14 protein-coding genes and 3 pseudogenes are annotated in these 17,522 nt (G+C 67.7%); 10 read left to right on the top strand and 7 right to left on the bottom strand.

Features of this window, described 5'->3' with window-relative positions; translation table 11 throughout:
- The first annotated feature begins 5 nt into the window (after positions 1-5).
- The 3 genes from AB0P41_RS20645 to AB0P41_RS20635 all read left to right on the top strand — a co-directional run bounded on the left by AB0P41_RS20645 (position 6) and on the right by AB0P41_RS20635 (position 2,749).
- A complete protein-coding gene (locus tag AB0P41_RS20645) occupies positions 6-944 on the top strand; it encodes a VOC family protein (protein ID WP_365933363.1) in 939 nt (312 codons plus the stop codon).
- A gap of 99 nt (positions 945-1,043) precedes the next feature.
- Positions 1,044-2,015 (top strand): fumarylacetoacetate hydrolase family protein, encoded by a 972-nt coding sequence (locus AB0P41_RS20640; protein WP_356714072.1) that lies wholly within the window; start codon positions 1,044-1,046, stop codon positions 2,013-2,015.
- Positions 2,012-2,749 carry an SDR family oxidoreductase gene (locus AB0P41_RS20635; protein ID WP_365933362.1) on the top strand — a complete coding sequence of 246 codons (738 nt, stop codon included), beginning with the start codon at positions 2,012-2,014 and terminating at the stop codon, positions 2,747-2,749. Before AB0P41_RS20640 ends, AB0P41_RS20635 begins: the two co-directional genes overlap by 4 nt.
- 39 nt (positions 2,750-2,788) lie before the next feature.
- Here the strand turns inward: AB0P41_RS20635 and AB0P41_RS20630 are convergent, their stop codons facing one another.
- Together AB0P41_RS20630 and AB0P41_RS20625 are read right to left on the bottom strand one after the other, a co-directional pair.
- A complete protein-coding gene (locus AB0P41_RS20630; RefSeq protein ID WP_365933361.1) occupies positions 2,789-3,442 on the bottom strand; it encodes a ThuA domain-containing protein in 654 nt (217 codons plus the stop codon).
- Positions 3,443-3,497: 55 nt separating this feature from the next.
- Entirely contained in the window at positions 3,498-4,400 is a 903-nt protein-coding gene (locus AB0P41_RS20625) for a LysR family transcriptional regulator (protein WP_365933359.1), read from the bottom strand.
- A gap of 68 nt (positions 4,401-4,468) precedes the next feature.
- Here AB0P41_RS20625 and AB0P41_RS20620 point away from each other — a divergent pair, with 68 nt between their 5' ends.
- Positions 4,469-5,389, top strand: a complete 921-nt coding sequence (locus AB0P41_RS20620) for an EamA family transporter (RefSeq protein WP_365933357.1) — start codon at positions 4,469-4,471, stop codon at positions 5,387-5,389.
- 400 nt (positions 5,390-5,789) lie between these two features.
- On the opposite strand, the gene AB0P41_RS20615 is transcribed toward AB0P41_RS20620, so the two are convergent.
- Positions 5,790-6,377, bottom strand: a complete 588-nt coding sequence (locus AB0P41_RS20615) for a restriction endonuclease (RefSeq protein WP_365933355.1) — start codon at positions 6,375-6,377, stop codon at positions 5,790-5,792.
- A 418-nt stretch (positions 6,378-6,795) separates the two neighbouring features.
- Positions 6,796-7,557 (bottom strand): SDR family oxidoreductase, encoded by a 762-nt coding sequence (locus tag AB0P41_RS20610; RefSeq protein ID WP_356714066.1) that lies wholly within the window; start codon positions 7,555-7,557, stop codon positions 6,796-6,798.
- 51 nt (positions 7,558-7,608) lie between these two features.
- Between AB0P41_RS20610 and AB0P41_RS20605 the strand changes: the two genes are divergently transcribed.
- Complete coding sequence (locus tag AB0P41_RS20605; protein ID WP_365933353.1) at positions 7,609-8,241, top strand: TetR family transcriptional regulator; 633 nt, start codon at positions 7,609-7,611, stop codon at positions 8,239-8,241.
- A 91-nt stretch (positions 8,242-8,332) separates the two neighbouring features.
- Positions 8,333-8,431, top strand: a pseudogene (locus tag AB0P41_RS20600) (IS5/IS1182 family transposase); the annotation flags it as partial.
- Positions 8,432-8,766: 335 nt separating this feature from the next.
- Here the strand turns inward: AB0P41_RS20600 and AB0P41_RS20595 are convergent.
- The 3 genes and pseudogenes from AB0P41_RS20595 to AB0P41_RS20585 form a co-directional block, all read right to left on the bottom strand.
- Positions 8,767-8,946: pseudogene (locus AB0P41_RS20595) on the bottom strand (hypothetical protein); the annotation flags it as partial.
- 143 nt (positions 8,947-9,089) lie between these two features.
- On the bottom strand, positions 9,090-9,980 hold the full coding sequence (locus AB0P41_RS20590; RefSeq protein WP_365933351.1) for an NmrA/HSCARG family protein: 891 nt from the start codon (positions 9,978-9,980) through the stop codon (positions 9,090-9,092).
- A gap of 119 nt (positions 9,981-10,099) precedes the next feature.
- The gene (locus AB0P41_RS20585) at positions 10,100-10,525 is read right to left on the bottom strand and encodes a MarR family transcriptional regulator (protein WP_365933349.1); all 426 of its coding nucleotides are present in this window, start codon (positions 10,523-10,525) and stop codon (positions 10,100-10,102) included.
- A gap of 450 nt (positions 10,526-10,975) precedes the next feature.
- Here AB0P41_RS20585 and AB0P41_RS20580 point away from each other — a divergent pair.
- The 4 genes and pseudogenes from AB0P41_RS20580 to AB0P41_RS20565 all read left to right on the top strand — a co-directional run.
- A pseudogene (locus AB0P41_RS20580) lies at positions 10,976-11,335 on the top strand (IS5/IS1182 family transposase); the annotation flags it as partial.
- A gap of 248 nt (positions 11,336-11,583) precedes the next feature.
- Positions 11,584-12,129 (top strand): hypothetical protein, encoded by a 546-nt coding sequence (locus AB0P41_RS20575; RefSeq protein ID WP_356714062.1) that lies wholly within the window; start codon positions 11,584-11,586, stop codon positions 12,127-12,129.
- 992 nt (positions 12,130-13,121) lie between these two features.
- Positions 13,122-15,467, top strand: coding sequence for a DUF6531 domain-containing protein (locus AB0P41_RS20570; protein WP_365933347.1), 2,346 nt, complete (start codon positions 13,122-13,124; stop codon positions 15,465-15,467).
- Positions 15,350-17,518 (top strand): RHS repeat-associated core domain-containing protein, encoded by a 2,169-nt coding sequence (locus AB0P41_RS20565; RefSeq protein WP_365933500.1) that lies wholly within the window; start codon positions 15,350-15,352, stop codon positions 17,516-17,518. Before AB0P41_RS20570 ends, AB0P41_RS20565 begins: the two co-directional genes overlap by 118 nt.
- Positions 17,519-17,522 lie beyond the last annotated feature (4 nt).

Raw genomic sequence — 17,522 nt, 5'->3', positions numbered from 1 at the left:
CCACCATGAGCGCACGTCTGCTCACCCACCTGCGTCACGTCGACCTGGCAGTGCCGGACTACGACAAGCAACTCGACTTCTACGCCGGCGTCTGGGGCCTCACCAAGGTCACCGAGGACTCCGGGATCTCCTTCCTCGCCGCCGAGGGCTCCCCCGAGCAGTACGTCGTACGGCTGCGCAAGGCCGAGGCGAAGCGGCTCGACCTCGTCTCCTACGGCGCCGCGAACCCGGCCGATGTGGACACCCTGGCCGAGCGGCTCCTGGCCGGCGGTGTCCAGCTGATCTCGCAGCCGGGCACGGTGGGCACCCCGGGCGGCGGGTACGGCTTCCGCTTCTTCGACGTCGACGGCCGCACCATCGAGGTGTCCGCCGACGTCGAGGTCCGGCAGCACCGGAAGATCGAGGAGAAGGAGGCCATCCCGGTCAAGCTCTCCCACGTCGTCCTCAACTCCCCCGACCTGAACCGCACGCGCGCGTGGTACGAGCGCCACCTCGGCTTCGCCCTCTCCGACACGCTCAGCTCCCCGCACATGGGCGAGGTCATGCACTTCATGCGGATCAGCAACCAGCACCACTCCATGGCCATCGCCCAGGGCCCGCACACCGCCCTGCACCACGTCTCCTTCGAGATGCGCGGCATCGACGAGTACATGCGCGGCTCCGGCCGGGTCATGCGCGCCGGCTTCAGGAAGATCTGGGGCCCCGGCCGTCACATGGCGGGTGACAACACCTTCACGTACTTCCTCGACCCGCACGGCAACACCGTCGAGTACACCACCGAGCTGGAGAACCTCGACGAGGACACCTGGCACCCCCACGTCTACGACTTCTCCCAGCCCGAGGTCACCGACCAGTGGGGCACCGCCAACGCGATGAACGAACTCGTCGCCAAGGAGTCCTTCAACGACCCCGACCGCGGCGTGTTCGTGGCTCCGCCCGTCTGACGCCCGACGACTCCGCTCCCGGCCACCGCGGCCGTGCCCCCAGGGCGCGGCTCGCGGCGCGCCCCGTGATTCTTCCTCCCTCCCGTCTGGAGCCGCACGATGCGCTTCGCCGCCTATCAGCACCGACACCGCCACCGGGTGGCTGTCGTGGAAGAGGACGGCACGCTCTTCCCCCTGCCCGGCGTCACCTCACTGACCGCGCTGCTCGCGGAGACCGGCGGGCTGCCCGGCCTGCTCGCCGCCGGTGCGGCGGCACTCGACGTACCGGCCGGACCCCATGTCTCCCAGGTCCGGCTGCTGGCTCCGCTGCAGCCGTCGTCGGTGCGCGACTTCGTCACCTTCGAGGAACACGTCGAAGGTGTGCGCCGCTCCGTCGACGGCGTCGCCGGCGTGCCCGAGCAGTGGTACGAGGCGCCGGCCTTCTACTTCACCAACCCGCACGCGATCTACGGCCCCCAGGACGACGTTCCCGTGCCACCGGGCTCCACCGTGCTCGACTTCGAACTCGAGGTCGCCGCCGTCATCGGCCGGGAGGGCCGCGACCTCAGCCCGGAACGCGCCCGTGACCACATCGTCGGCTACACCGTCTTCAACGACTGGTCCGCCCGTGACCTGCAGTCCGCCGAGATGAAGGTCGGCCTCGGCCCCTGCAAGGGCAAGGACACCGCGACCACACTCGGCCCGTACCTCGTGACCGCGGACGAGCTGGAGCCCTACCGGGACACCGACGGTTTCCTGCGTCTCGCCCTGACCGCCGAGATCAACGGCGAGACCGTGGGCGAGGACCTCCTGTCCCACATGAGCTGGACCTTCGAGGAGATGACCGCCTACGCCTCACGCGGCACGCGCGTCGTGCCGGGGGACGTCCTGGGGTCGGGGACCTGTGGCAACGGCGGATGCCTGGCCGAGCTGTGGGGCCTGCGCGGCGAGCGGACCCCGCCACCGCTGAAGCCCGGTGACACCGTCACCCTGACCGTGGAGGGCGTCGGCACGCTCACCAGCACGGTGATCCCCGGTGTCGCGCCCCTCCCCCTGCCGGCCGGGCGGCGCCGTGACCGGGAGCGGCCGTGAGACTGCTCGGCAAGGTGGTCGTGGTCACCGGTGCGGCCCGCGGTCAGGGTGCCGCCGAGGCCGCCGCGCTCGCCCGCGAAGGTGCCCGCGTCATCGCGACGGACGTCGAACCCGTGGACGGGTGCCGGCGTCTGGACGTCACAGGCGATGAGGGCTGGGCCGAACTCGCCACCGAGCTCCGGGAGACGTACGGGCAGGTCCACGGCCTGGTCAACAACGCGGGCATCACCTGGCGGGCCCGCGTCGGCGACGTACGCCCCGAAGACATGGCCCGCGTCCACGCGGTCAACGTCACCGGCCCCCTCCTCGGCATCCAGCACCTCATGCCCCTGATGCCTCCGGGCTCCTCCATCGTGAACGTCGGCTCCTCCGCAGCCCTCACCGCCCATTACCCGGTCGCGTACACGACCAGTAAGTGGGCGCTGCGGGGCCTCTCGAAGGCAGCGGCGCTGGAGTTGGGCCCCCGCGGCATCCGGGTCAACACGATCCATCCCGGCTACATCGAGACCGAGATGACCGCTTCCGCCGCCCCGGCCTTCCGGGAGGCCAACGTCCGCGAGACACCGCTGGGCCGCACCGGGAGCGTCGACGAGGTGGCTCCGCTGGTGGTGTTCCTGCTGTCCGGCGAGTCGTCGTTCATCACCGGTGCGGAGATCCCCGTGGACGGCGGACTCACCGCGCACGGCGGCGTCAAGTCCGTCTCCGACGCGCTGCGCCCCGAGGCCGCGGAGTGAAACGGGGCGGAGGGAGAGTGGTGTGGGGCCGCGGCCGCCTCACTCCATGACCGACTCCAGTCCGCCCCAGAGGTGCGAGCGGAAAAGAGGATCGCGGAAGGCATCGCCGGTGTGGCCCAGAGCGGTGTAGAAGACGGGCCCTCCACCGTTGGCGTGGCACCACATGACGGGGTGGTCATCGGGCATCCCACCGCCCTCGTAGGAATGTTCGTCGACAGTCGCCAGCACACGGACCCCGGAGCGGGGGTTGGTCCGGAAGTCGTACCACTCGTCGATGAGGTCCCAGCGGCGGGGAAGGTGCCCGGTCGCCGGATGGCCGGTGTCTTCGACGACGAGGGTGCCGGGCTGCAACGGAGGGTGCCGGGCGAACCGGGCTCCCAGCAGCGTGCCGTAGTACGGCCAGTCGTATTCGGTGCACGCTGCGGCGTGAACTCCCATGAAGCCACCACCGTTCCGATGGTAGGAGGCCAGATTGGCCCGTCCCTCATCGGTCAGGACGTCGCCGCTGGTGGAGAGGAACACCACCGCTGAGTACCGGCCGAGTTCCTGACCCTCGAACGCTGCGGGGAGTTCGGTCGCCTCCACCGTGAACCCGTGCTGCTCGCCGAGTTCCGTGAATGCCTTGATCCCGTCCGGGATGGACTCGTGCCGGTAGGCAGTGGTCCGTGAGTAGAGCAGAACGTGCGGTGCCATGGTTCTCCTGTGCGATCGGGCAGTTGCCGGGCGCCGGCCTCGGACGGTGATCTCCTCACGCATCCGTGGGAGCGGCAGCATGCCTCTCGCGGTAGAGGTCGACGGCGAGGGCGATGGCCGTGTGGGTGGCGGGGTGGGGATCTCGACGCCGCCAGATGAGATGGACGGCTACGGGCTCGGCGTCACGCAAGGGGCGGTAGGTGATGCCGTCGCGGCGGTACTGGGCGGCGGTGGCCTGAGGTGTGAGGCCGATGCACCGGCCTGTGGCGATCGCGGCGAGCCAGTCGTCGATGTCGTGGGTGTACTCCACGGCGGGCTGGGCGGTGCCGGACCACAGGTTCATGGTCGTGGTGCCGGTACGGCGGTCGATGGCGAGGGTGCGGCCGGCGATTTCATCCATGCGGATGCTGCGGCGCCGGGCCCAGGGGTCGTCCGAGGCCAGGGCGACGACACGGTCTTCGTGGCCGACGAGCGCGTGTGACCAGGGTTTGAGGTCGAGGGGAGCGCGGATGACGGCGAGGTCGCACAGCCCTTCGGCGAGCCCGCCGGTGGGGGCATTGTGCCGGATGAGCCGAAGTTCGGTCTCCGGGTGGCTGTGCTGCCAGCGGCGCTGGAACTCGGTGGTGTGCCGGCCGAAGGCGGACCAGGCGTGGCCGATGTGAAGACGGGCGTGACCAGTGGTTGCTTCGGTGACGAGCTCGTCGGCTCCGGAGAGCAGGAGGCGTGCGCGGGCGAGAATCTGCACGCCGGCGGGGGTGGGGGTGACCGTCCGGCTGGTGCGGTGCAGCAGCCGGACCCCGAGGATCTTCTCCAGCGCGAGAAGGTTCCGGGAGACAGCGGCCTGCGAAATGCCCAGGTCGAGTGCGGCGTCGGTGAAACTGCCGGCGTCCACGATGGCGGTCAGACAGCGCAGGTGCTTCAGTTCGAGACCGGCCGAGATCGGTCGTTGCGGATCCATACGCTCAGCGTATCAATGGGGCGTCGAATGCATTTTGCGTATTGCTGCTGCAGCCGCACCGTGAGGGCATGCCACCGAAGAGCACGCAGGACGTCGGTCCGGGCCTGGCCACCGCTGACAGCAGTGCACCCGCCCTGAGTGGGAACCGCCTGGGCGGGATGGCGCTGATGCTGGGGAGCGGACTGTCCAACCAGGTCGGGGCCTCGGTCGCGGCGTTGGCGTTTCCGGTGATCGGTCCGGTGGGGGTGGTCGCGGTGCGCCAGTGGGTGGCTGCCGGAGTGCTGTGGGGAGCCGGCCGGCCGCGGCTTCGGTCATTCACCGGGGCCCAGTGGCGGCCGGTGCTGGGGCTGGCCCTGGTGTTCGCAGTGATGAACCTGTCCCTCTACACGGCCATCGACCGCATCGGGCTCGGGCTGGCTGTCACCCTGGAATTCCTCGGCCCGCTAGCGGTGGCGCTGGCCGGTTCGCGCCGCCGGACCGACGCACTGTGCGCCGTGGCCGCAGCGGTCGCCGTCGTCGTACTGGCTCGCCCTTCCCCCTCCACCGACTACCTCGGCATCGGCCTGGCACTGCTCGCCGCTGTGTGCTGGGGCTGCTACATCCTGCTCAACCGCACCGTCGGACGCCGCCTGCCCGGCCTGGAGGGCTCGGCAGCCGCTGCGGCCGTGTCCGGCGCGCTCTACGTGCCTGTCGGCGCCGTGGTGCTCTGGCAGCATCCGCCGACCACGACTGCCCTCATCTGCGCGCTGGCGGCCGGCGTACTGTCCTCGGCAGTGCCGTTCCTCGCTGATCTGCTCGCACTGCGACGCGTCCCGGCGCACTTCTTCGGCGTCTTCATGAGTGTCAACCCGGTCTTCGCCGCATTCGTCGGGCTGATCGTGCTGGACCAACACCTGGACGCGGCCGCATGGACGGCCATCCTGGTGATCGTCGGCGCGAACACCGCTGCTCTTGTTGAGGTGCCCGGGCGCGGCGCGACGAGGGGCTGATGCGGCCACTCTGAGCCCCTTCCTCACCGAGGTCACCGGGCACGACACACCACCGGGCGTCCTCCCCGGCGCCGGTCCCACCGCATGAACCAGCCATCATGATCCGGGCTCCCACTCGGACGCGGACGCGGGTTCGTCGGACTGGGCGAGGGTCGTCGAGGAGGAGGGCCCGTATCGGCTTCGGGGAGGAACCGCTCGCGGAGTTGTCTCGGGGATGAGACGTACAGCGTGGCGACCACCGAGGGAATCGATGTCTTCCGGTACCGGCGCGACGGCGAGCGCCGAGTCGGTTCACCGGGACCCCGTTTCCTGCTCGCCCATCAACGTGCAGACCCGGTCTTCGGCGACCTGCCCGGTAAACGACTGGCGATCCGGCTGCTACGCCCGGCGGAAGACGGTCCTACCCGTACGTCTCCTTCCAGCGCTCCCGGTGCCGACGGTCACCCTGCCCCATGCCGTTGACCGCACCGAGCGACGGCAGCGAGGCACCGTTGTTCCACAAACCGAAGTGATCACGATGAACGGCCAGGATGTCATTCTCCGCGGCGAACTTCTCCGCCGGGCCGCTGAAGTAGGTGGTGGCCACGAAGATCGCCACGTCGGCCTTGAAGTGAACCTTCGCACCGAGCAGATCCCGCACCTCCCGACTGGGGATCTTGCGCTTGGGCGCGTATCGCTTGCACTGGATCACCATGCTCCGCCCGTCGGGAAGGCGCCCCAGCACGTCTGCCCCGTTGTCGTGCGAGCCACCGACCCTCCGCACATCCGTGCACCCGTCACGTCGACACAGCCTCACGACGAAGTCCTCGAACTCTGTCCCCGTCATCACGTCCACCTCGGCAAGCGTCCGCTGCCCTGCTCGCACGGCCTCGTCATGCCGCCATTGCCGATCACCGCCCCTGAGGAACCGATCGGTGCGCCACAACCACCACCCGCCACCGCCGACGCCACTGAGAACAAGTGCACCGACGACATAGGGCCAGATCACGCCCCAAAAGGTCACCACCACGACAAGACCCAGGCCCCCGGCAGTGGCCCCGATCTTGAGACGCCGCTGCCGGCGCCTGCTCGCAGCTGAGATCCTCCCTTTCCGTACCACTGCCATGCTCCTCCTATGTGCTCCGGCACAGCAGGATCGAGGAAGCAGAGCCGAAGTATCAGGGCGCCGATCAGCCAATGGCTGATGGACGACCTTTCGCCCACCTGCTCCATGGGGCTTCCTCGCCGGATGGCAGTGACTCCGCACGTCCTTGAGCCTGTGCGGAGACAACACCAGGCATTCGCCGGATCGCCGCGCAGTCGATGTCCGCCGAACGAGTCCCGCGTCGGCTCCGTGGCCGGATGCCGGAGAGTCGGAACGCCAGGTGGAACTACACGATGCGTCGCCCCCGCTCAGCCCTCGTCGGTCAGACCCGTGGGCCGAGGAACAGGCCACCGCTCGCGTCGATGATCTGACCGGTGACCCAGCGGGCGGCGTCGGAGGCGAGGAAGGCAACCACGTCGGCTACGTCGTCGGGAGCGCCCAGCCGATCGAGTGCCGTCATGCCGGCAATTTGTTCGGTGAGGCCCGGCACGTCGAAGACAGCTGCGTTGCTCGCCGTCTTGGTGGCCCCTGGAGCCACCGCGTTCACCGTGGTCCCCCGCGGACCGAGTTCGCCGGCGAGGGTCTTGGTCATCGTCTCGATCGCGCCCTTCGTCATGGCGAAGGACGTCTGGGCCGAGTTGGCCATCCGGGTTGCCACCGACGAGATCGAGATGATCCGGGCGCCCTCGCGCAACAGAGACAGCGCACGCTCGATGATGAAATAGGGCGCCCGGACGTTCACCGCGAACAGGCGGTCGAACTCCGCCCGGGTCGTCACTCCGAGCGGGCCGGCCGGTGCAGCAGCCGCGTTGTTGACGAGGATGTCGAGTGGCCGACCGGCCAAGCCGGTCTCCACACCGGTGAAAAGTGTCTCGACATCACCGTCCACGCCCAGCTCGGCCCGGACGACAAAGCCCGTGCCACCGGCGCGTTCTATCGCATCGAGCGACGCTGCCGCCCCACTTTCGTCCGTGCCGAAGTGCACGATGACCGTGGCTCCTTCAGCTGCAAGCCGAACCGCGATTGCCTGCCCGATGCCGCGCGATGCACCCGTCACCAGAGCCGTTCTGCCCATCAGATCCATGACTTCCCCCCTCTAAGTGTTAGTCACTAACATGATGGTAGTGTCTAGCACATGAGTGAGCGGCAACCAACCCTGAGGGAACGACGGCACTCCGAGACACAGCGCCTGATCCAGGCGCACGCCGTGCGCCTGTTCACCGACCACGGCTACGACGCGGTGACGGTGGCCGACGTGGCCGAGGCTGCTGGCGTCTCGGCAATGACCGTGTACAGGCGCTTCCCGACCAAGGAGGACCTCGTCCTCATCGACCAGCCCGCCCAGCTCATCGCCGAGCACGTTGCCGCGTCGTCCGCAACGCAACCCTTGGTGCGCCGCGTCGGCAGCGCGCTCATCGCCGCAGCCACAGCTTCGACCGGCAGCAACGGGGGTGAACCGGCGGCGAATGAACGGTTCCTGCGGGACTGCCTGCGGCTCATGGTCTCGACACCTGCGCTGCGGGCGCGGCACCTGGACAGTCAGTACGTGCTGCAACAGGCCATCGTCGAAGCTCTCGGAGAGGATGCGAGCGATCCCGACGCCGCGTTCCGCGCCCAGGCAGCGACCAGCGCCTGCATCGCCGCGATGCACACGGCACTGACGCACTGGGTCGAAGACGACGGACACACCGAACTGCCCGAGCTGATCGCGCAGGCACTCACCGCGTCTTTCGGTGATGACATCATCGCCGCTCACCAAAAGGACTGAGACGCCACGGACCGGCGCTCTCATCTGCCGACCGTCGAACAGCACGATGCCGGTGCCTCCCGAAGTGCTGAACAATCGCCGTCGATACTCCTTCGACCTGGCCGGCACGATCATGATCATCATCCGCGGCCTCATGCGCCGGTCCTGGACGACTCACCGCGGGGACACACGCCCCAGCCGCCGCCCATGACCGCCGCGCGGCGACGAAGCCTGCGACATCGGGGGGTGACACCACAACCGACGCTGCGCGAGCACCGGAGCTGAGCCGTGACTACCGTGACCCCCGCGCCCACTGATGCAGGGCTTCCCCGCATGACCCCGCGCAAGACCCGGGTCGGCCTCCTCGCCGGGGGACTTGGCGCGTACTGGCCCCAGTTCCCGAGCCTGTTGGAGCAACTGCAGCACTCAGCCCGCGAAGTCAGCGACCGGTTTTCCGCGAGGGGGTGCGAGGTGGTCGACGTCGGCTTCGTGTCCGACCCGCAGGAGTCGGCCGCGGCCGCCGACAAGCTGCGCACTGCGGACTGCGAGGAGGTACTGCATGCCATGCGGGTCGGTGTCACCGGCGTGTTCGGCGATGCTCCAGCAGTTCTTGCGGGGCAGCTCAGCGAGCAGCCCGAGCAGGAACCGGCCGGCCTGGCTGCGGGACTCGATCCGGGGGACCTGGAAGCCATCCGGACGAGCAGCCTGTCGGTCTCTGCCTGCCAGCGGTCGGACTCCACGGTGTGACCCACGGCCACCGCTTGCTCATCTGATGTCGACACAACGGACGAGGATCAGGCGGTGACCGTGCCATGTCCGGGACCGCCACGCCGGCAACATCACGACCTACGGCTGCGGTATCTGGACCATTAGGAACGGACCCGGTCCGCGGGCGCGGTCCAGCCGGTGGAGCGGATCCACTCGGCCAGGTCCCAGGTGGTCGGCTCGATCGCCCGCACCGCTGCCAGGTCCGACGGGTTTTCGGACGCCTCGGCGAACTGGCGGAACATCGCCTTGTCGAGGTCGTTGCCGAGGACGCTCAGCGGCAGGGCCTCGTAGCGTGACGGCAGCCCGGCGCGCGCGCCGAACGCGGCGGCGATCTGGGGGCCCGTCGGCTCGTCGCCGATGAGCTCGATGGCTCCGCCGGGCACGTCCGCGGTGTCGAGCAGGATCGCGGCGGCGACCTGACCGATGTCCTTGATCGAGATCATCTTCAGAGCGATGTCGTCCGGCAGCGGCATCCTCAGCACGATCGTTCCGTCCTCCAGGCTCGGCGCCAGCACGGTCGCGAAGTTCTCCATGAAGGCGGTCGGGCGAACCATCGTGGCCCTCAGGCCGGAAAGCTTCAGGTATTCCTCGATCCGGTGCTTCGAGTCGTGGTGCGGCACGCCCGTTTCGCGATCCGCTCCGAAGACCGAGTTGAACACGACGTGTGGCACGCGCGCCACGGCCGCCGCATCGACGAGGGCGGTGCCCACTCGGACCTCCTCCTCGATCTCCTCCAGGCTGTTCGCCTCCGGGGTCATGAAGTAGAACGCAGCGACCGCCTCCAGCGCGGCGACCGTTGACGCCGCGTCGTCGATCCGGACAGTCGACAGCTCGACGTCTCGGGCGGCCAGCGCCCGCGCCCGGCCGGACTCGGGGGTGCGGACGAGGGCCCGCACCCGCGCTCCTCGGGCCAGGAGCGCGTCGACGACCGCCCCGCCCTGCTGCCCCGTCGCTCCGAAGACCGCGATCGCGCCGTTTTCCCGCGTGACCATGTCGCCACCTCTCGTCAGGTCATGCCATGAACCTGGACTAGTTCATGTCGTGAACCACACTAGTTCACGCCGTGAACTTATGCCAGGCATGGGAGTGCCGAGGAGGACTGCGCGGTAGGTCAGGACGAGGTGGACGCAGAGACGCCTGACGCGTCCACGATGGCGGTGGCGAGGCGTTCGAGGTCGCGCCGGCCGTCGGCGTCGAGGTTCTCCGCGACATCGGGCAGGCGCTTGACGGTCTCGGCGAACACCGCCTCGGCGAGCACCTTCCCCGCGGGGGTCACGCCGAGCATGACGACCCGCCGGTCCTGCTCTGAACTCGCCCGGCTGACCAGGCCGCGCCGCTCGGTGCGGTCGACGAGTTGGCTCAGCGCGTTCTTGGTCATGCCGAGCGCGGCTGCGAGGTACGCCATCTGCCGCGGCTCGTCCTTGGCCGCGCACAGCAGCGTGGCCTGTGCGGGCGTCAGGTCGTACTCGGCGCAGATCTGGGCGTACCTGCGCTGGATCAGGACCGAGAGCCAGAAGAGCTTGTCGCCGTAGCCCACGCCCGCCGCCCCTCGTCCGGTACCTAACACCCAGTCTACCGACGCCACAGACTTGCCCGACCGCCCGACCGCCCGACCGACAGTGGAATCCGCCCTGCCTTGCCTGGCCTGGAGCGCCGCGCCCCTCCGCAAAGCCCTCGGCGCCCGGCGATCCTGGTCGGACTCGACGAGCACCAGGTCCGCCGCTGGACCTCCTGGAGACGTTGGCCGGTGTTCGCGATGCTCGCCCACGCTCCGCTCACCGTGATCGCCGCCCACGACGATGCCACGACCGGCACCGGCCGGATTGTTCGCGTTGACCTGCAACGAAGGTCAACGGCCGCTCACCAGCCCGAGTCCTGACACCCGCCCGCATCCTGGCCTGGGCCACCTGGCGCCGGCACCACCAAGACTTAGCCCGCAAGGGCCTGTCCAGGCGAATCATGCGACATCCGACTGGTCGCTCGTTGGTTGGGGCATGATGGGTCGGGAGTTCTGAAGAACCCCGAGTGGCCGTTACTGAAGCCGCATCTGCCACCTTCGGGTACTCCAGACGGCCGGTGGAACCATCACCGCACCGTGATCAATGGGATCAAGTTCCGCTACGTCTCATGGAAGACCGCCTACGAGCGGCATCGCCGCTGGTCGGCGGACGGCCCCTGGGACCGGCTGCTGCAGGCGGTCCAGGCCGACGCCGACCTCGCCGGCCGGATCGACTGGTCCGTGGAGGCATCGACTCGACATCCTGCCGGGACCCCGCCAGCACCCGGCCGGCGCCCGCAAGGCCAAGCCACAGGTCCCGAAAAGAGGACGACGCTCCGGCACCGACAGCGCTCTCGAGATACAGGCCGGTGACTGCCAGGGGGTGCCGGGCCACTTCGGCCGGGGCGCCCTTGTCCGTGCAGGTGATCTCCGCCCCAAGGGCGTCCGAGAGCATTGCTACCACCTGGCGGGCCATCAGGAGTGCCACGCTGAGCGAGTAGTTGGCGTGGCCTTGTCGAGCGCAATGAAGGCGCTTGCCGATGAGTTGGGGCGCCCCGGGCTACCGTTGGGTGGTGTCGATGAGTTCTGGAGGACACATGACCGACGAACGGCTGCCCGAGACCGACTATTCACCGCTCCTGCGCACCGGTTTCACTGACGACGATGCCTGGCAGGCGTTATTGGACGAGATCGTCGACGAGTGGATGACAGTCTTGCCCGACTCCGGTCACCGGGGTCTGTCCGTGCAGGAACTGGTGGCGCTGGTCCCGGACGGCAGCTGCTATCCGGTGCTCATAGTCGCCGACGATGCGACGTTTTCCTCCACCGAGCGCTCGCTGCTGCTGATCGACGTCGATGAGGAGCCCGGCCGGACGTTCCGGGCCGTGCCCGACGCGGTCCAGTCCGTCAACAGCAACCTGTCGATCCAGAACCAGAGCTTCGGCGACTATCTCGATTCCCTCGGCGACTCGGGCATCTACCGGGTTTCCGACAAGCAGCGCCAGGCATTGGCCGCGCTGCAAGGTTTCATCCAGCCGGGCACGAACAACCGGTATGCATCCATTCCCGGATACACCCCGGATGCGTCCGCTCCCCGGCTTGGAGTGTCGCGGGCGAACCTCGAGCGGCCGGCCCAGCCTTGACCTCGCGACCGATTGTGTCGGTGGCGCCCTGGCTGCGCCGACGTGCTCGGGCAGGGGCGCGGGTTCGTCTGTTCGGAGGTGTAGCGAGGGAGTCGCCCTGGGGCGAGCAGGCAGGCCCCGGAGCTGCTGTTCCCTACGGTGGGAGCGGGGGCTTTCCGGAGATCGGGCACGAGTCGTGGATGAGGTAATGCCGTCTGCAGTCGGCTACGTTGCGGCCCGAGCAGTCCACGGCGGCCACCCGCGACCGGCGTAGAGGCCCTTCGTCGCGGAGCCAGGGAGCCAGCTTCGGGCGGTACACGGGGTCGGTGGCGCCCGAGCTTGGTCAGCCAAGGAAGCTCAACCGCACGTGCCGTTCCGCACTGTTGACGTTCGCGTCCACCAAACAGCGTTAAGGCAACCCAATGATACCGAGCCACCGCGAGGGATCGCTCATGGCTTGACTAGGCGGAACAGGCCCGGCACGCGACGGTCGACACTACTGGCCGCCCGCTCCTCGCCTCAGGCAGGTGACGCCGTTCCGGGCAACACCCCGGACGCGGGCGACGCATCCTCAGGGTCGACGTCGTCCTTCTGGCGCTTCACAACCTGCCCTCAACGATGTGCACTCCAGTTCGGGCATGCCCGATAGTCATCTCATAGCATGCTGATTGATCTTGCATAGGTCGGGCTACTGCGAACCGGGGGCTGTTGCATCGTGGGTTACACAATTCCTGAGGGCGTCGACACGATGCTCGATGTGGTCGGTGTGGGCTGGCCCAACGTCGATGAGGACGCCTACCGCGACATGGCGGATGCGCTGCGGGAGTTCGGGGACGATGCGGACGACGACGCGTACGCGGCCTATCAGCACATCCAGAGACTGCTCGCCAGCGGGCGCAGCGAGTCTCTGACCGCGCTGGACAGGCACTGGTCAAAGGTGCAGGGCAAGCACAAGGACCTTGCGAAGGCTGCGCGACTCGTCGCGGGCGCTGGACCGGGTCGCGGACATCATCGTGGCCCGAAAGATCGCCGCGGTGGCCGAGCTGGCGGATCTGTGCGCGACGGTGGGTATCACTCTGGCGTTCGCGCCCGTAACGGCGGGTCTGTCGGCCCTTCTGGCGGGGGCGAAGATCGCGGCTACGCGTATCGCGTTCAAGCGCATCTTGAAGGAGATGGCTGAGGCTGCCGTCTCTGAGATCGTCGCGACACTCACGGAACCGGCGGTCGCTGCGATCGAGAATATTGTGGCGGACCTGGCTGTCCAGGCCGCGCTGAACGTCGCCGGCGTCCAGGACGGCTACAACGGAGATCAGATAGTTCAGGCAGGCAAAGCAGGGCTTCAGCTCAACTCGGTGAGCGGGGCAGGAGGCCCGGGACCCTTCGGAAACCTGGACATCGATCATGACGCGCACAGCAAAGCCGGGATGCGCCTGACCGGTGTGCAGATCAACATGCGTGAGAAGACGGGCGGCAAGCTCGGCAAGGCCAAGGGGCACCACGGCCGCGCCAAAGGCAAGGACTCCCTGACCGCCGCGCTCGACACGACTATCGACGGGGTGGTGGAGAAGCTCGGGAAGGCCCTCGGCGACCTCGGCGACCATGTGGGTAAGACGGTGCCCGATGGCATCACCAAGAGTGCCAAGATCCACAAGGATACGGACCACGACATCCGTGACGGCCTCAACAGCGTCCACACCAAGGGTGCCGAGGACCACGATGCCCGTCGTGACGCGCCGCAGGATCGGCCGAACCGCAAGCACGGGGACACGCGCATCAAGCCCGCCTCACTCGACGAAGTCAAGGACACCCCGCGCCGGCATGCCATCGCGCTGGAGAAAAAGACGTGCAAGAACGACCCTGTCGACGTCGCCACAGGCGAGATGACGCTGCCCCATACCGACCTGGCACTCCCCGGGACCCTACCGCTCCTGTTCCGGCGCACCCACTTCTCTCAATACCGGTACGGCCGCTGGTTCGGGCGGAGTTGGGCATCCACCGTCGATGAGCGCATAGAGCTGGATGCCAAAGCCCAGGGGGCCCTATGGGCGCGCGAGGACGGATCCGTCCTCGTCTACCCGCGTCTGCCGGCCCCGGACGACGCAGAAGGCGTCCTGCCCGTTGCAGGGGCTCGTCTGCCGCTCACCTACGTGGGTCAGGACAACGCCTCCACGACGTACCGCATAACAGACCCGTTCTCGGGGACCACCCGGTACTTCGTCGGCAGTCCGTACAACGAGTCCCCTGCGTACTGGCTGAACGAGGTCGAAGACCGCAACCACAACGGCATCACCTTCGTCCGACGCGGTGACGGCGCTCCGGTCCGGGTTGTACATGACGGCGGCTACGAGGTCAGGCTGCGCATCGAGGACGAACGGGTGACCGACCTCTCGCTGCACACGCCGGAGGGGCCAGTCACCGTGTGCCGCTACGGATACGACCGTGAGGGGAACCTCGATGCGGTCATCAACTCCTCGCGTCGCGCCTTGCGGTTCACCTACGACCCCGAGGCCCGCATCACGTCCTGGACCGACCGCAACGGCTCCACCTTCAGGTACGTCTATGACGCCCAGGGCCGAGTCGTGCGCACCATCGGACCCGACGGCATCCTGTCTTCGACCTTCGTGTACGAGGAACTCACGGGAACGGGCCACGGCGGCCGAATCACTCGGTACACGGACTCAACTGGCGCCACCTCTGTGTTCCGCACGAACGAGGCCCTGCAAGTTCTTGCCGAGACCGACCCGTTGGGCTTCACCACCTCCTACGCGCACGATGAAGCCGATCACCTGCTGCAGCGGACCGATGCCCTGGGCCGCAGCACCATCTTCGAGCGCGATGAAGTGGGAAACCTGATCGGTCTGGTGGCCCCGGACGGGGGACGGAGCACCGCGACCTACAACGACCTGAACCTCCCCGAGGTAATCACCGAACGCGGTGGGATCCAGCGCCGCTATCGCTATGACGATCGGGGGAATCTGGCCCTGGCTGTGGGGGCCACCGGAGAACGGACCGAGTATGGGTATACGCGGCAGGGTCACCTGAATTCTGTGCGCGATCCTCACGGCGCGTCCACCCGGGTTGTCACAAATTCTGCCGGTCTCACCGAGCAGATCAGCAGGCCCGATGGCGCCACCGTAACTGCACACGGGATGCATTTGGGCGTGTCACAGAGGTCATTGATGCCATGGGCGGCCACGTTCGTCAGGGCTGGAGCGTGGAGGGGAAACTCACGTGGCGCGAACTGCCCGACGGAAGTAGGGAGGAGTGGGAGTGGGACGGCGAGGGCAACCTGCTGGCGCACACCGACCGCATGGGCCGGACCACGGCCCACACGTCGGGCCACTTCGACCAGTGGCTGAGCACCCGGACCGGAGAGGACAGCAACTACCGCTTCACGCGTGACACCGAACTGCGGCTGAGGGAGGTAACAAATGCCCAGGGCCTGGCGTGGCAGTACGCCTACGACGCGGCCGGTCGGCTCGTCTCCGAGACCGACTTCGACGGCCGTACTCTGACGTACGAGCGAGATGCGCTTGGATATGTCGTGCGCCGCACGAACGCAGCAGGCCAGAGCCTGACGTTCGACCGGGACATACTCGGCCGGGTCACCCGGATCAGCCGGAGTGACGGATCTGCATCAGTGTTCACGCACGACGCCGATGGCCGCGTCGCACGCATTGAGAACGCCCACTGCTCCATCGTGCTTGAGCGGGATCGCTCGGGGCGCATCGTGACCGAGACCGTCAATGGTGAGACCATGACGTTCTCCTACGATGCGCTCGGCCGACGCATCGGTCGGCGCACGCCGTCGGGCGCTGAAAGCAGCCTTGAGTACAGCGAGTCCGGGGTCGCTTCCTACACGGTCGGCGACCATGCCTTCCGGTTTGAGCGTGACAAACTCGGCCGCGAAACCACCCGGCACATCGGCGGAGATCTGGAGTGCAACCAGGACTGGGATCCCGTGGGCCGTCTCGGTCACCTCTCTCTCGCAACCCAGCACACCTTCGTTCTCGACCGTAGCTTCACTTACCAGGCCGACGGCGTCCCCATCGGCATCAACGACAGCCTGACCGGGCAACGTACCTTCTCGTTGGACTCCGCCAGTCGAGTCGAAGAAGTCCAGGCGGACGGGTGGAGCGAGCAATACGCCCACAACACCGCCGGCGACCAATCCCGGACCGCCCTGGCCGCCCGGGCTCCAGGCCAGGCGGCCGCAGGAGATCGGCTCTATGAGGGGACCCGTATCACGCGAGCCGGCCGTACCCGTTACACGTACGACGAGCAGGGCCGAGTCACGCAGCGCAGGACAAAAACGTTGAGCGGCAGAGTCCTCGTCTGGCACTTCCAGTGGGACGCAGAAGATCGCCTCACGGATGTGCGTACCCCTCAAGGATTGGACTGGCGCTACCTCTACGATCCGCTGGGCCGACGGCTGGCCAAACAGCGCCTGGCCCCGGACCACCACATAGTCGAAACCACGACCTACCGGTGGGACGGCGCGCTGCTGGCCGAGGAACGTACCAACGGGACCGCCATGGTCTGGGACTACGCCGGGCTCCAGCCGCTGTGCCAGCGTGAGTTCAAGTTCGACCGCGAACAGAACGAGCTCGATCGGCGATTCTTCGCGATCGTCACCGACCTGGTGGGCGCTCCTACCGAACTCGTGTCCACCGACGGCTCTCTGGCCTGGCGGGCCCGAAGCACGGTGTGGGGAGCCACGCAGTGGAACAAGGACAGCGTTGCCTACACACCATTGCGGTACCCCGGCCAGTACTTCGATCCGGAGACCGGACTGCACTACAACTTCAACCGCTATTACGACCCGGATCTGGGCCGGTATCTGTCGCCTGATCCCCTGGGCCTCGCACCGGCGATCAATCACTACGCATACGTCCCCAACCCCCTGGTGCTTTCCGATCCGCTGGGATTGGCCGGCTGCACGGCGGATCCCACATGGGGCGGACAGGTCCGGTGGACCCTTGATGAACACGGCCGGCCGTACGAGATGAACGCCATCGTGACTCGAAACATGCTCGATGAGGGCACCGACGCACGGAACACCATCATCCCGCCGGGCTACCAGTCGGGTGTGGGACAGGCCCGCGGGCACATGCTGGCCAATCAACTCGGCGGTTCCGGGGATGAATGGAAGAATCTGTTCACCATCTCGCAGAACCCGACGAACACGCCGTGGATGAGGATGTTCGAACAAAGAGTCTATGACGCTGTCGTGGATGGTGACGTTGTCACATACAACGTCTACCTGGAATACGTGAACGACGACCCCGACTCACCGCCGAAGAGCATTCACCTCGAGGCCTTCGGCCACCGGAAGGGACCAGATGGAAAGCTCCGGTTCGACCAGGAAGACATCCGCTCCAACCCAGCTCACGACGAACCTCGCCCCTGATACT

The organism is Streptomyces sp. NPDC079167, assembly GCF_040686735.1.
Classification (GTDB): domain Bacteria; phylum Actinomycetota; class Actinomycetes; order Streptomycetales; family Streptomycetaceae; genus Streptomyces.
The sequence above is the reverse complement of the archived record's forward strand: the minus strand, read 5'-3'. Positions and strand labels throughout refer to the sequence as shown.

Bases quoted from the DNA above. Each gene is read 5' to 3' on its own strand.
- AB0P41_RS20610 (WP_356714066.1), bottom strand. From the start codon at position 7,557: ATGGATCTGATGGGCAGAACGGCTCTGGTGACGGGTGCATCGCGCGGC.
- AB0P41_RS20625 (WP_365933359.1), bottom strand. From the start codon at position 4,400: ATGGATCCGCAACGACCGATCTCGGCCGGTCTCGAACTGAAGCACCTG.
- AB0P41_RS20645 (WP_365933363.1), top strand. From the start codon at position 6: ATGAGCGCACGTCTGCTCACCCACCTGCGTCACGTCGACCTGGCAGTG.
- AB0P41_RS20620 (WP_365933357.1), top strand. From the start codon at position 4,469: ATGCCACCGAAGAGCACGCAGGACGTCGGTCCGGGCCTGGCCACCGCT.
- AB0P41_RS20630 (WP_365933361.1), bottom strand. From the start codon at position 3,442: ATGGCACCGCACGTTCTGCTCTACTCACGGACCACTGCCTACCGGCAC.
- AB0P41_RS20590 (WP_365933351.1), bottom strand. From the start codon at position 9,980: ATGGTCACGCGGGAAAACGGCGCGATCGCGGTCTTCGGAGCGACGGGG.
- AB0P41_RS20605 (WP_365933353.1), top strand. From the start codon at position 7,609: ATGAGTGAGCGGCAACCAACCCTGAGGGAACGACGGCACTCCGAGACA.
- AB0P41_RS20575 (WP_356714062.1), top strand. From the start codon at position 11,584: ATGACCGACGAACGGCTGCCCGAGACCGACTATTCACCGCTCCTGCGC.
- AB0P41_RS20640 (WP_356714072.1), top strand. From the start codon at position 1,044: ATGCGCTTCGCCGCCTATCAGCACCGACACCGCCACCGGGTGGCTGTC.